The sequence below is a fragment of the Parapedobacter luteus genome, from assembly GCF_900168055.1.
Classification (GTDB): domain Bacteria; phylum Bacteroidota; class Bacteroidia; order Sphingobacteriales; family Sphingobacteriaceae; genus Parapedobacter; species Parapedobacter luteus.
In genome coordinates this window covers 1-13551 of record NZ_FUYS01000005.1, presented here as the reverse complement: position 1 = coordinate 13551, position 13551 = coordinate 1, and the positions used below count along the sequence as shown (strand labels likewise).

At 44.6% G+C, this 13551-nt stretch carries 16 protein-coding genes; 8 read left to right on the top strand and 8 right to left on the bottom strand.

Annotation, left to right across the window (positions count from 1 at the left end; genetic code table 11):
- Positions 1-2 precede the first annotated feature (2 nt).
- Positions 3-707 (bottom strand): RpnC/YadD family protein, encoded by a 705-nt coding sequence (locus tag B5X72_RS11210; protein WP_079716998.1) that lies wholly within the window; start codon positions 705-707, stop codon positions 3-5.
- A 74-nt stretch (positions 708-781) separates the two neighbouring features.
- On the opposite strand from B5X72_RS11210, the gene B5X72_RS11205 reads away from it, so the two are divergent.
- Positions 782-1006, top strand: coding sequence for a hypothetical protein (locus B5X72_RS11205; protein ID WP_079716997.1), 225 nt, complete (start codon positions 782-784; stop codon positions 1004-1006).
- A gap of 63 nt (positions 1007-1069) precedes the next feature.
- Here the strand turns inward: B5X72_RS11205 and B5X72_RS21195 are convergent, their stop codons facing one another.
- The 5 genes from B5X72_RS21195 to B5X72_RS11180 all read right to left on the bottom strand — a co-directional run bounded on the left by B5X72_RS21195 (position 1070) and on the right by B5X72_RS11180 (position 5511).
- Positions 1070-1306 carry a hypothetical protein gene (locus B5X72_RS21195; protein WP_079716996.1) on the bottom strand — a complete coding sequence of 79 codons (237 nt, stop codon included), beginning with the start codon at positions 1304-1306 and terminating at the stop codon, positions 1070-1072.
- Between the two features lie 76 nt (positions 1307-1382).
- Complete coding sequence (locus tag B5X72_RS11195) at positions 1383-1673, bottom strand: hypothetical protein (protein ID WP_079716995.1); 291 nt, start codon at positions 1671-1673, stop codon at positions 1383-1385.
- A 22-nt stretch (positions 1674-1695) separates the two neighbouring features.
- Entirely contained in the window at positions 1696-3309 is a 1614-nt protein-coding gene (locus B5X72_RS11190) for a coiled-coil domain-containing protein (protein ID WP_139378654.1), read from the bottom strand.
- Between the two features lie 656 nt (positions 3310-3965).
- The gene (locus tag B5X72_RS11185) at positions 3966-4922 is read right to left on the bottom strand and encodes a nucleotidyl transferase AbiEii/AbiGii toxin family protein (protein ID WP_079716993.1); all 957 of its coding nucleotides are present in this window, start codon (positions 4920-4922) and stop codon (positions 3966-3968) included.
- Positions 4912-5511, bottom strand: coding sequence for a DUF6088 family protein (locus B5X72_RS11180; RefSeq protein ID WP_079716992.1), 600 nt, complete (start codon positions 5509-5511; stop codon positions 4912-4914). Before B5X72_RS11180 ends, B5X72_RS11185 begins: the two co-directional genes overlap by 11 nt.
- Positions 5512-5750: 239 nt before the next feature.
- On the opposite strand from B5X72_RS11180, the gene B5X72_RS20580 reads away from it, so the two are divergent.
- The 6 genes from B5X72_RS20580 (at position 5751) to B5X72_RS20940 (ending at position 10411) form a co-directional block, all read left to right on the top strand.
- Positions 5751-5936, top strand: coding sequence for a hypothetical protein (locus B5X72_RS20580; RefSeq protein ID WP_139378653.1), 186 nt, complete (start codon positions 5751-5753; stop codon positions 5934-5936).
- A 361-nt stretch (positions 5937-6297) separates the two neighbouring features.
- Entirely contained in the window at positions 6298-7860 is a 1563-nt protein-coding gene (istA, locus tag B5X72_RS11175; RefSeq protein ID WP_176146172.1) for an IS21 family transposase, read from the top strand.
- A 146-nt stretch (positions 7861-8006) separates the two neighbouring features.
- Positions 8007-8735, top strand: a complete 729-nt coding sequence (gene istB, locus B5X72_RS11170; protein WP_079716990.1) for an IS21-like element helper ATPase IstB — start codon at positions 8007-8009, stop codon at positions 8733-8735.
- A 180-nt stretch (positions 8736-8915) separates the two neighbouring features.
- Positions 8916-9233, top strand: coding sequence for a hypothetical protein (locus B5X72_RS20795; protein WP_079716989.1), 318 nt, complete (start codon positions 8916-8918; stop codon positions 9231-9233).
- Between the two features lie 147 nt (positions 9234-9380).
- Positions 9381-9872 (top strand): type II toxin-antitoxin system antitoxin DNA ADP-ribosyl glycohydrolase DarG, encoded by a 492-nt coding sequence (darG, locus tag B5X72_RS20945; protein WP_217698134.1) that lies wholly within the window; start codon positions 9381-9383, stop codon positions 9870-9872.
- On the top strand, positions 9869-10411 hold the full coding sequence (locus tag B5X72_RS20940) for a hypothetical protein (RefSeq protein WP_217698133.1): 543 nt from the start codon (positions 9869-9871) through the stop codon (positions 10409-10411). Before darG ends, B5X72_RS20940 begins: the two co-directional genes overlap by 4 nt.
- 177 nt (positions 10412-10588) lie before the next feature.
- Here the strand turns inward: B5X72_RS20940 and B5X72_RS11155 are convergent, their stop codons facing one another.
- Together B5X72_RS11155 and B5X72_RS11150 are read right to left on the bottom strand one after the other, a co-directional pair.
- Positions 10589-12694 (bottom strand): hypothetical protein, encoded by a 2106-nt coding sequence (locus B5X72_RS11155; RefSeq protein WP_079716988.1) that lies wholly within the window; start codon positions 12692-12694, stop codon positions 10589-10591.
- 154 nt (positions 12695-12848) lie between these two features.
- A complete protein-coding gene (locus B5X72_RS11150) occupies positions 12849-13214 on the bottom strand; it encodes a PDDEXK family nuclease (protein ID WP_079716987.1) in 366 nt (121 codons plus the stop codon).
- Between the two features lie 51 nt (positions 13215-13265).
- Between B5X72_RS11150 and tnpA the strand changes: the two genes are divergently transcribed.
- Positions 13266-13551 (top strand): IS66 family insertion sequence element accessory protein TnpA (gene tnpA, locus B5X72_RS11145; RefSeq protein WP_079716986.1); only part of this gene is annotated, 286 nt, incomplete at its 3' end.

Below are 13551 nucleotides of genomic sequence, written 5' to 3'. Positions count from 1 at the left end.
AGCTATCTGAAATTGTGATTTAAACCGAGCAAGAAATTGGCAGAATCAACTGCCAATTTGTGCGAGCTCTCGCCTACCTTTGAAAATCTGTAATTCAGGCGAAATTTACGTAATTGAACCAATATTCGCAACTGATTGATTCTTTTTTGCTTTTCGCTGACCGGCGCTTTCTCCCGGTCTATGGCCCGTACGATGCTCTCCGTGACCTCATACGAGTCGGCGTTGCCCAGGTTGCCGAGTATGGCCAGCATCTTAATTTCGGTCTGCTCCGCGTTGATGAACAGGCCATAGGGCAGATCGGAAAAGGACATCAGCGTATACCGGAAACTGAAATTGGGCAAGTCCAGCCTGTCCGGCATATTCATGCGCTCCGGCCCGATATACAGGACGTATTGCCGGATGGGCAGTTTGTACAGCTGATGCAGCAGTATCCAGTAATCGGCCATCTGTATGGCCATATTGGATTCGTTTTTCCGCTGGATTTCAAGGTGCAGGATAAATGTATCACCGTTCCTGTCGGTCACTTTGCGGAGCGTATCGGTTTCCTTCTGCCGCGTCATCTGCAATTTATCCTTCAGCTCCGTGTACTCGACGATATCCAGGCCCAATACCTTCTCGACAAACACGGTGAGGAAGATAGGCGATATTTCACGGAATAGCTTATCATAGCGCGCGGTTTCGGCGATCTTGTTCTTTTCATTAGGCATGTGGCAAATATAAGGAATAGAACGCAAAAACTAAATTATTTAGCCTTTGCGGAGGTGATTTTTACCCGCATTATATGCAACCATTTTGCCGCTTGCAATATGAAGCACTGCAATTCCATTTCGCCAAAGGCAGTGATAGCTTAGAAGATTATTGGAGGTTGTTGGGCATTGATCCTAAAAACATGCGCTCACTGGCATACGAAGGATTTGCAAACAAATTGGAAGCGGAGATACGTACCCATCTGCGCACCGCGCAAAACCTTGGATTTGTAAGTGGATTTGTATATCGTGGCGGATAATTGAATCAAACAAAGCAAGCGATACACCCATCGCCGTCATTTTGTAAGATATCCATTGGTATACTACACTTCCCCAAGTAAAAAAGCCGCCTCAAATAAATGAAGCGGCCAATATCTTATAAACCACCAGCTACGACCCATTCGGATTTCCACTGGTTCACGGGAATACCCCATCACTTTGCATGCCTTTGATACATTGCCGAGGTGCTGTGCAAGCTCCAATACTCCCAACTTGTTCTTGATGATTTTTTGTTGTGTTGTCACATTACTTAATCTGTTTAAAGTTACTTTTCTAATCATAACTGTCAGATTAAGTCGTGGCTAATTCAAATATATCTTGGGTAACTCAAATACTCTCAAATGGCTTTTACATTAACTATTTTGACTTGGTTATCTTGTATACTTGTGCATTATGGCCGGTATCTCTATTGTGCCTTTCCCTTTCTCGGTAAGCACGGTCCTCATTACCGTAACTATCCAATACTCCCTCTTTGCAACGCAAGACATATACCTCTTTAGCCAATGCGATTGCGAACGACATAACTCTTTTAGTTTGCTGATGGAAGTTGTACGTAGATAACATCCTGTAACCGAGCTTGCGGAGCGTACTCCTATATTTCTCCGGATTATCCATAGGAGAAATGCTGCTGTGTTTTATCCTTTTCATGTTCTATAGTTGGTTTGGTAATTTATATTTTCAATTGAAAAGGGACGCCTATTTTAACGCCAATCTCGTCGCCTTTCCTAAATTGCTCACCACTATCTGCCCTATCTAAGTTATTAAAGATATCTCCTATGCGATAATAAAGCTCAGTGTTAATTGCAGGCGAGTCTTTCTTCCTATTTGTAAAAGAAACGACGTAACCTAGGCTGAGGTTGGCATAAGTTGGTAGCTTGTGCCTGATAGCTAATATCGGTTTTATATGAAAACCACTCGTTTTCTCACCAAAAAGGTAGTAAAAATCAGGGCTTAACTCCCATTGAACGCCGTCAATGACCTCGTCAGTAAAGGCATTGTATTTTTTGCTGATTTTTCGCGTTGTGTCACCGGTTGCGTTTTTGGTAACCACATCTTGAATGATTTCTGTTGTGCTAAGCAATGCAGTATTATTGTCCTTAACCATAAACCCTCCAATGTTTAGATACCAATAACGTTTGTCCAAATCATCAATATGAAAAATATTATAACTAATGCCAAACCGATAGGTAAGTAATTTCTCTTCGGCAATTTGGGCAGCATAGATCTCTCCTGAATTATAGGTGTGATATTTTTTGACCCCAAAAGCTGCATTAAGCGATAGCCATTTCATTTTCAGGCCGGCAAGCTGCATTCCTTCTAATAATTCCTTCTTTTTTTTCTCCATGGTCAGCTTAGCTTCGTTTTCAAGACCGGCTTTAATCTGGAGTCTATTTTTTGCCAATAAATTCAGCGAATCCAATTTAAACTTCAGCAGATTTCGTTCTCTGATGACAGTGTCTAGCTTCTTGTACTCCCGTTGGATTTTGTCTAACAATACGTGGTCTTTGTGTAGCTCCTTAGGCAACCGGTTCTGCGCGTCGGTTATCTGAATCTTGATAGTCTTTATGGATTCTTGGAGTCTGTTTACCTCTGTTTGGTTGTTGGTATCTTTATTATCCTGTAAGAGGTCTTCTTTTTCCTGTAATTCATATGTGAGGTCACGTATCCTTGCGATCCATTCGGAGTTCTTGAGTAGGTCGCTCGGTATTTGCGACCATAATGTTTCTATATTTTTTTGTAATAAGTGAGATTGGATTTCTGTTCTTTTTAAAATCAGCGCCGCCAAGTCGAATTCCTGTTTCGCCTTTTCGGACTGCTCATAAAATGTCGAGGTCTGGCTGGTAGCTCTTTCTTTATTGAGCCGCAATCTGTAATTGAGCAGGCTCATATCACTATTCTCAGAGATGGTCTCAGCGCCACCCACCCGAATATTATATTGTACCTGTGCTCCGACATTTGTATTGAGTTTGTAATCAGAGAAAAGTGCTGTATAGCTATTAGAACGTAAATCTCCGTTTATAGATAATCCAAGATAACTAAATTTTTCAGAATCAGGTTTGCCGAGAGGAATGGTACCTTTTAGCACGAATGCTCCGTTTGTTGGATCGAAGGAAGCGTAGTTACCCAAAATCTCGGCCCCTTCGTCCGTGCCAGCTTGTTTGGCAAGATATTTATTAATCAACAGATTGTGCTGCTCTAACGTCAAGCCAAGTGATTTGTCTTCGTCCTGAGCATATATGCTCATAGGGATGAATAACAACAATAAAATAAATCTGGTGTTCATTGTTCAGGTTATTTGACGTTTTAGCCCATTAAAGTTGTCAATAAAAATAATTATTACCGATCGATGAAGCAATACCTATTATTAGGTATTTATAATGATTAGAGATTTTAGTTGCCGATAAGGTTAAAAGTTGGGTTATGGATTATAATACCGCGTAAGTCGCCGTAGGTGCGTGAGCGCGTGGAGATAAGTATGGAGGGCAGCGGTATCCATTTCGTAAAGATAGGGATTTGTGTCGTTTCCTGTAGTTAGCCCACAAGTGGGCGAAAGTGGGTAGGCAATCCCAAGAATAAGCGAGTTCGTCACACCAATGTGGAGAAGCAGCACAAAAACGGGCGAAAAAGCGGGTTTATATGTGGCTGGTGGGAGCCGGGGCATTGGTGAGCAATCAACTTGAAGCAACCTTTTGAAATAGCAATTTGAATGTCTTATTTTGTAAGCATAGTAGCTGTAATATGAATGACAAGGATTTTGAGGCATTAATGGAGCTTGCTGCCAGAAAGCTGGAAGAAGCTAAGGCGATGTCTAAAAAAGAGGCTATACAATCGCTTAATAGCGCAGGTATACTTTTATAAATTGCAAAATAATTGAGAAGTTATGCGAATGACGCTGCCTGCTCTTCGACCATCGCATGTTTTTTTAATCTCTTATTTTTGTCAAAATTTATGAAGATATTGACCTATCCTGTCTAACAGAACATCAAAGTCCGGCTGGCCTTTATAATATAACGAAGCGGCCTCGCGATACCGTTGCCGGAACCGGTCTCGTTGGGCCGACGAGCGGAGTAAAAAGGCTTCGTTTTCTTGAATAGGAATTTCGAGGTCCGCTTGAGGAAATCGGATGGATTTGTGTGCGTGGTAGGCGTCTGTACCTAAAAATTCTTGTACCTCGGGCTGCTCCAATAAACAATATACATCGTAATACTGTCGCATGAGGTTCGGGCGTTCCTGACCAGACTGCTGCTCCTGCCGGAATTTAGTAGCAATGGTTTGCAGCTTTTCAACGAACGTATAACCCGGATCGTAACAGGCAATCGCTATGGCCCTGTTGTCGGCAAACTTGATATCGGTGTTTTGCTGTGCCCTGTCAAATGCCCATGAACTGATGTTGAGCAAGTGGTTGGGGGCAACATTGTCAAAGCCTACTTCCAGCAATATGCCTTCTTTTACGCCTGCTACATGCTCCATTTTGCTCTCATAATGCAAGCGTATGCCGCCACTACGATAATAACGCTCGTCGTCAAATGCGGTATCCCGCTCAACGGAAATAATTCCATCGATAGAAATGTGCTTGGCCAACCAGTCGTAAAAGTCTTTTCTTGATTGAATATGCGAAGACTTGATCTTATGAGGATTTTCTTGCACTTGTAAATCGGCCGGAGGGTGGATGTGGATATCGATGTCTTCTGAAAAGCGATGGATAATTTGGTAACCCTTGGATAATGATGTCCCGCCTTTAAGTTCGAAATTTAGACCTCGGGATTTTAAGCCATGCAACACGTGCATAATCCAATAATCTTTTTCAATCAATTGGGCAATAATACCCATTTCTTGTTCGAGAATACGTAATAAATCGGGAAAGTCTTTTCGGTGGTGTAGGTAATTATTGGGCATGGCGGGTCTTTTTCATTTCCGCTAGTACGGGGCGGAATAGCTTTTTGGTTTTGCTGTGACCATACTCGTCAACGGCATGTTCCAATTTAGCCAGGTTCATTGTCTTGGCCTTTGCCAAGATATTCTTCAATATCTGCTCGCGTTCTTCAGCAAGACTATCCAAGTTGTTGACTAAGTCTACCAACAAGAACTCCGGAGTAGCTTTTTTGGGGAAGTAAGGCGTTTTATGGAAAAAGAAGGTTTTGCCATTCAGCGTAACTTCTTCATGGCGTTTCAGGTTGTACACGACCCGTTTGTTATAAAGCTGTGTGGTGCCCACACCCAAGGTATTATAGCTATTTGGAGAGGTCAATAAGAACCGCTTATCTTTAAGAAAACTACGTACCAGCGTTTCATCATTTGGTGGCGGCGTGCCAAAGGCGGTCTTTTTTGGGAAATAATAGAGGCCTTGCGCTAATTTTTGGAGTGTGCCGTCTCGTACCAGCTGGGCAAGATGACGATCTACGGCATTGGAATAGGGAGTCAAATCCTCCCTACGATAGACCTGACCGGGTTTTAGTTGCCGCTTTAATTCGTTTACCCTTGCCATAACGATTGCTTGTTAACCGCAAAGATACACGTATTTTAGATGATATGCAAGTATTATAGTTCAGATTTTATGCAAAAATGTGACTCAATTATCTGATAGACAGATGTAATGTGCTTATATAAATAAGTTATGCCGTTTGTGAGCAAATTAGATAAGTCGAGTGGCGTGGTAGCGTTGTTGTCCAGGTAAATGTATTCGTTGGTCATGGTAATTGCTCCCTTGCAATAGGAATCAAATAATTGATATATCAATATTTTGTCATCAAAAATGCTGATGCCACCATCACTCGCATGCTGGATGCGGTATCTAAGACGCAGGCCAAGCGGAGAGTCGTAAAAAGAACTCACTTGGTAACGTCATATGACGATTTGCAACAGATGGAGAGTTTTGTGATGAGCTGGTATGTCTACACCGATGTAAAGTGACCCACCATTCTTAAGTTATTTGACCCGCCTAAACTTCAGGGTGAAAAGTACCGAAATCACCGGCATTCCGTATTAATTAAAAAGCAAATAACGTATATCGGATATGGCTGTTGCCGGGACGGCGTCTCCTTCACTGACATTCCGGCGTAAAGTGACCCACCCGTTATTCTTAAGTAAAGTGACCCACCCATGCGGGCTCCCCAGCCGGGGGCTCCGGTAGGTTAGGGTACCTTATTCTTATGTAATGTGACCCACCCCCGGGGATATCATCGATGGTTTTGGCAGACGATCCCTTATTTAGCCGTTTCATTAAACGCGATAAACAAAGGATTGTACGCCGATGAGCAGGAAACCATTAGCAATGAGCAGAATCAGACAGGTACTCGGGCTGTACCAGAACAACAGGACGATCCGGGAGATTGCGCGTATCACGGGCATCAGCCGCAATTCGGTCCGCAAATACATCCGTGAATACGGTGACGGTGCGGATATCACGGGCATTGACGATACGGCGCTGGGCAGCATCGTCCATCCCGCCGAGACGGGGTCATTCAACAGTGAACGCCATGTGGCGCTGGTGGAGCACTTCGGGAAAGAGAAAAGCCACCTGGTGAAACGGCGGGGGAACAAACAGGTGATCTGGGAGGAATACCGGCAGGCGCATCCTGACGGTTACAGCTACAGCCAGTACTGCCTGCTGTGGCGGCAGTACCTGAAAGGAATGGACATCTCCCTTCCGCAGCATTACGGTCCCGCAGAGGTGGCCGAGATCGACTTTGCCGGCAGCAAACTGGGATATGTGGATGCGGAAACCGGCGAGGTGGTGGACTGCGATATCTTCCTCGGGGTGATGGTCTTCTCCGGGCTTGTGTTCTGCCGGGCGGTGCATACCCAGCAGTTCCCTGATGTCGCCGCGTGCATCGGACGGATGCTGGCCGCGTTCGGCGGCGTACCCACGGGCTACATCATCTGCGACAACATGGCCACGCTGGTCAAAAAGGCCGGACGGGAGGAGCCCGTGCTGACGGATGCCTGCGAGCAGATGGCCGAACATTACGGCACGTGCTTTTCCCCCGCACGCCCGTACGAACCGACCGACAAGCCGTATATCGAGCGCAGCGTATCGATTGCCTACGACCGCATCTACACGCCGCTGCGCCACCGGACCTTCCACAGCCTTGCCGAACTCAATACCGCCATCACCGCACAGGTGGAGAAGCTTAACGCCCGGCCGTTCCGCAAGTCGCCCCTGAGCCGCATGCAGCTGTTCGCCGAACACGAACGGCCATTGCTCAGACCGTTGCCCGCCACCCTGTTCACCCCGCGCCTGCTGCGCATGGGAACGGTGGAAAAGAACAACCACGTGTACATCATCCATGAGACAAGCAAGGTGATGTACCATTACAGCGTGCCCTGGCAGTACATCGGCCAGCGCGTGCGGATCTATTACGACCGGGATACCGTTGAGGTCTATCTGGACGACGTGACGCGCCAGCGCATCGCCGTGCACCGCAGGGAGGGCACGGCCATCTACACCACCCTTGAGGAACACGTCCCCCCGTCACATCGGGCCATCGTGGCCCGGCGGGGATGGACCAACGACTATTTCTACCGGATAGCCGATGCCATCGGCCCGTGCACACGGCTGGTCATCGAGCGTATCATCGCCCGGTACCCCAACCGCACGCAGGCCTACCGCACCTGCATCGCCCTGGTCAAGCTCAACCAGAAGGATGGTTTCTCGGGCCGGCTGGAAGCGGCGTGCAGGCGGCTGGAATACGTGGAAAAGCCATCGCTGAACATGGTGAAGAACATACTGGCCAAAGGACTGGACAGGGCTCCGGCCGACCTGTTTTCAGAGCAGTGTGATAAACCCGTGCAACCACCGCACGGCAACATCAGGGGGAAGGATGCTTACCGGTGATCACAACGAAAAGAACAAACATGCCTCCGGCGGGCGCTCGCCGCGCGGGCAGGTTATGGTTGATGGCCCGGGATGGCGGCATTTTATTGATAAATGCACCGATGAATAATCAATGGATTACATGTTAAACAATAAACAGCAATGCAATGAACAATGAAGCAACTTTACAGCAGCTTAAAGAGCTGAAACTGCGCGGCATGGCCGCCGCCTACGCCGGGCAGCTTGAACTGCCCGTGGACAGGCAATTGGAAGCCCATGAACTGATGGCACACCTCACCCAGAGCGAGGCACTCAACCGCAAAAGCGAACGGGCGGCCACTTACCTCAGGATGGCCGGGCTTCGCCTGCCCGCACAGCCCGAAAGCGTGATCTGCTCGCAGGAACGCAACCTCAGCAAACAGCAGCTGGCGACACTGCTGGAGGGGACCTACATCCGCCAAGCCCAGCCCGTTCTGATCAGCGGACCGGCCGGGGCAGGAAAATCGCACCTGGCCTGCGCTTTGGGTTACCAGGCCTGTTCACAGGGTTATAAAACCCTTTACATGAACATGAACAAACTCATCGAAAAGATCACCATGGCTAAACTGGAAGGTACCTACCTCAACCTGCTGGCCAAAATGGAACGCATACCGCTGATCATACTGGACGACTTCGGCCTGCAGGTAATGCCGACCGAAGTTAAGCTCGCCCTGCTGCAGATCATGGAAGACCGGTATGAGCGAAAATCCATCATCGTGGCCAGCCAGATGCCCGTGGGAAGCTATCACGATTACCTCAACGATCCCGCCGTGGCCGATGCATTCCTTGACAGATTGACAGCAAATGCACACCGCATCGAGCTGAAAGGCGATTCACTCAGAGGAAAAAAATTATAGTTGGCACTATCCGGATATTAATGTTATTATTGATAATAGAAACCGTTCTTTGATGTCTTCCGGGGGTGGGTCAAATTATAAGAACGGTGGGTCAAATAAATCGGAATAGACACTGGTAGGCTCTTCCTTGCTGATTTGGTTCGGCATCATTGGATCGATAAGCGTAATTAATAAACAGTCTTGAAGTCGCAATTTGCGACTTCAAAGGCAGGTAGAGGCAAAAGCTATTTAACCAACCAGCAAGAAACCAGCGATGGATCATTTGATGTCAGGAAGATGATAATGGTGCTTGGAGTAATGGAATGCGAAGACTTGATATTCCGATTTGGAATATCATACAGCGCATTGAAAAACCATGTGGTTGAAGAATATTGGAGGTCAAAGGTGAAAGAAGAAGAACTAAACCAAGGAATATATTATATTTGGTGCTTTAGACCGGAAACCGTTAACTATGGAATTGGCAAATATAAAAGTGTATCGCATGACGCATATCAGTAATATTCCTCATGTGCTGCGATATGGGATAACACACTTTTAAATCGCCTAATGCCAATCCGAATTTTATTACCATTGGAGACATCGCGTTGATTGACGCAAGAAATACAAGGCGAGTGTTTATAAATAACGGCGATTACTCATTGACCTATGATTAGATACCTAACAGGTAATATTTTAGAGAGCGATGCACAGGCATTGGTAAATACCGTAAACACCGTAGGTGTGATGGGCAAAGGTATCGCCTTGCAATTCAAAAGGGCGTTTCCAAATAATTTCAAAGCTTATGCAGATGCGTCTAAAAAAGGAGAGGTTGAGATTGGTAGGCTTTTGGTGACGCATGACAACAACCTTGATGCTGGCGAAAAGTTGATTATCAACTTCCCCACGAAAAAGGATTGGCGAAAGCCTTCGGAATATTCGTTTATCGAAGGAGGATTGGATGACTTAATCCGGGTAATTGATGAATACAAAATCAACAGTATTGCGATACCTCCTCTCGGTGCAGGCAATGGTGGGCTTGAATGGGAAAAAGTGAAAAGAATTATAGGACATAAACTCGGTCATTTGGATATAGACGTGTTAGTATACGAACCTACGACGCAGATAAAGGAACACTTAAAAAAGAACGTGCTAAATTGACGGATGCGAGAGCATTGCTGCTCTATGTTCTTTATGACCTCGTAAAAAATGGCGAGTATGTGTCGGAATTTTCTTGTGAGAAGGTTTGCTACTTTTTACAGCGCTTTGGGGCAAAGAAGTATTTTAAACTGGATTTCCAGCCCAACTTTTACGACCCTTATTCAGGAAAGGTACGTCATGTGTTATATGCATTGAACGGCAGCTACATCATGGGATATAGCGATATGGACAAAAAACCCTTTGAGCCGCTTACCTTGGTGGCCGATGGTTATGAGACTGTCAAATCGTACGTGGAAAGCAGACCGGAGCTTTTGGAAATTGCCCAGCGGACGATGCGTTTTCTGGAAGGGTTTTACTCGGACTTTGCGTTGGAACTTCTATCTTCAATTGATTATATAGTAAACAAAGAAAGGACTTACGAGAAGCAAGTTGTTAAGACTTATCTTGATAGTTGGAGCGAACGTAAAAGAACGATGTTTTCCAACGAACGGTATTTTGATGTCTCACTAAATCACCTACAGACTGCTTCGTTTGCGTGATTGGCTTGTAGACTACGCTTTAAAATTATATTCACGGTTGCTAATCGTTGCCAATTGTATCATACGGGTACGGTAGAGAGATGCCTTTACCCATGTTTTCACGCCTAGCAGCCCGAATTTAGGTATGAAATAGAGGCTCGCCATGCCGAATTTAAAATAGACTTCTGTGATGACCCTTCAATTGGAGCTCGATGCCGTTTTTGTATCCACAACAGCTTGTAAGGCGTTTTTCTTGCTAAGATTATAGGTTAAACCGAACACGGGTCTGACACTGAATCGCTCTAGTGTGGGAATGGTGAAATCATCATTATTGGCTTTTACTCGATAAATGCTATTGCTTTTCACTATTGTCATTTGATGCTGGGAGAGGTCTATAGATCGTATAGATCCCATTGCGATACCGCCATGAAGGATAATGCGCTCGGTTTTCCCGATATTCAGTGAGCCAGCCACGAGGAATTGCAATTTTTGGTTGGTTGAATAGACAGCACCAAAGCTAATCCCTGGTGTTAGCCAATTTGTACCAAGCCTAGGGGCAACATTAATCATCCCACCGAAGGCAAAGTTATAATCTCCGGTTAGCTGTCTATTAATTTGAAGACTATCTGTGGCCTCGCCGTCATTATAATAAATGTGTTTTTGGTAGTCGTTATCAGTTAAGCCGGAAGCAAATAAACCCGCACTAAAGTCAATCTTTATCCCCCCTCTTATCCAAAAATCATATACATAGGATTGATCGCTTCCTTTGAGCCTGTCTTTTCGTTCGATTTTGTAGCGCACCAAGTCGATATTTTTTAGGTTGGTAGACGATGGTAGGGTAAATTCAATAGTATTATTTTTCTTGACGAACGCTAAGATCTTGAGATACCCTAATAGATTACGATAATTACTATTTATTTGATCAGCTATTTGCGAATAGATTCTGTTGTCAATATCTAAATAGCTAACCAGTATTTGAAATTCTGCGCTAACTCTTTGCACAAATTCGAACGTTTCATTCAACTCGCGTTCTTGTTTTGTCACGCTATCAAGGGTTGATTTAGAAATATAACCAGTTTGATAAAGGGAGTTATTCAGCTGAGAAAGTTCTTTGAATTGATTTTGTAATAACAAGCCTATTTTAGTTGCTGTTTCGAATATAAACTCTTCAAAAACTTGGTATCTCTTGTTGATTAGAAATTCTTTAATATTTGTTGAATGGCTTTTCATGGATAGACCATAAGTGTATAAAGCACTTTGGGTGTTTTCGGTATACGGGATAAATGGATTCCCTGTCAGTGTATAATTGTATTTGCTTAAAAGTGAAATAAGTTGGTCTATTTGTTGCCTATACTCTTCCCGCTCGTTACCAAAAGTAATGGAATTACGGCGAACGGTCGCTTCCGACCTTGGTGGATGCGACAGTATTGAGTCGATTTCCCTGAAATCTTTCGCCAACGAGTTATAATATTGAGTAAAAACCCTAATGCGTATTTCGATGTCTTTAATACTTTGGTGTTCTGATAGTGAGTAATCATTAGACAGGTAGTCACGGAGAAAGGATGGAGCAGACCCGTGAATAGGAAGCGACACAATATGTCTTTCGTACTCTTCGAATTTGACATTTAACTTTTGAGCAAACGATGAGATCTTAGTATCGTAAGGAGATCTCTTCATCATAAATTCATTAATTACGTCGCTAGGAATTTGAAATTGGTTTCCATTTTCGTCATAATGAGGATATTTGGATTCATAGTCGGCCCATAACTCTTGGGTTTTTATTTCGTACTTTGAGATGGAGTCCTTATAATCTTTAATCTGCTGCTCAATAATTATTAGCTGGTCTCGTTTATCGCTTTTCTTAATCTCAGCTTTAAATATTTGCGGCACGTTGATTTCAGAAGGGCTAAGAAAACCGTCTCCGATCAAATTGGTTAACACAGTAGTTTGTGCCGTTACATCCATGAAATATGAAATAGACTCATTGTTGATATAGTATTGATAGCGAAGTGGATTAATCCCTTGAATCTTAAACGCGCTGGGCCTTTTATAGTGCAGTTCCATTTTTCGGGGAAGAATTTTGTTATTCAGTATGTCTGTGTTATCTCCTATCCGTGCGAGGGACAGCTGTGAGGGTTGCCCTGTATTGAGAATAAAGACTTCGGTTAGTATTCCTCGAACCTTAGGAAGGCGTTTAGAAGGATTGGATTGATTATTAACATCATTTTGTCCCAACAGATTAGTTGCGTAGCATGATATAAGAAAGAATAACACGCAATGTCTAAAATAAATTTTGGTTCTCATAACGGTTGATTTTAAAAATTTTTCGTAGATTATTCCTAGCTATATAATATCAGTTGTATTAACTGATTTGATTAATTATTGCAATTTAGTTTTATATGTGGAGGCTTGAAATACCTATTTATAGGTATTTTATGAGGGAAGAACTAACTCTTGGCTACAAGGGGCGGCTGGCAGGCTTGCGGATCGACGCTGCGGCCTTCTGCAAAAAATAACGCTTGCCGATGGCTTGTGGCAGCTGCGCTTCATTGCACCAAATTGGGGTCAAGACATTATCATTATGAAGGATGGTATTGATTGCAAGAAGCCCCAACTCATTAATTGACATGCAGGTTCTTACATCCTCACCCCAGAAGCGGAATACGGTATAACCCATCGCGATAAGTGTGGCGTTGTTTTCCTTGTCCCGCTGGATATTGCGCTCTATTTTGGGTATCCAGAAATCGCGGTTGCTCTTGATGATGGCTTTGGTCTTTCCCCATTGATAGCCATGCCAAAACTGTATCCGCCCGACCAAGTACATCTTTATTGATTAATTGATCCGCTGTAGTTTTACGGGCTAAATATTATTGATATGAAAGAGCGTAGAGACTACATGTTTACCCTTGTCCGTCAGTGGCGTGAGAGTGGTTTGACCCGGCAGGAGTTCTGCCTTCAGCATGGCATCACCGTGGGTAAGTTCGGTTATTGGATCAGTCGCTGGAAAGAGGATCAATCCGGCGGGGATAATGGCTTTATTCCGATGGGTTCACCCAAGAGGGCAGGCCATTGTGTCTTATCGGTTATTTATCCCAACGGTGTGCGGCTGGAGGTACCTTCGGCCGATCTGGGGCTGTTGTCCAGTCTGATTGCCCTTGCCT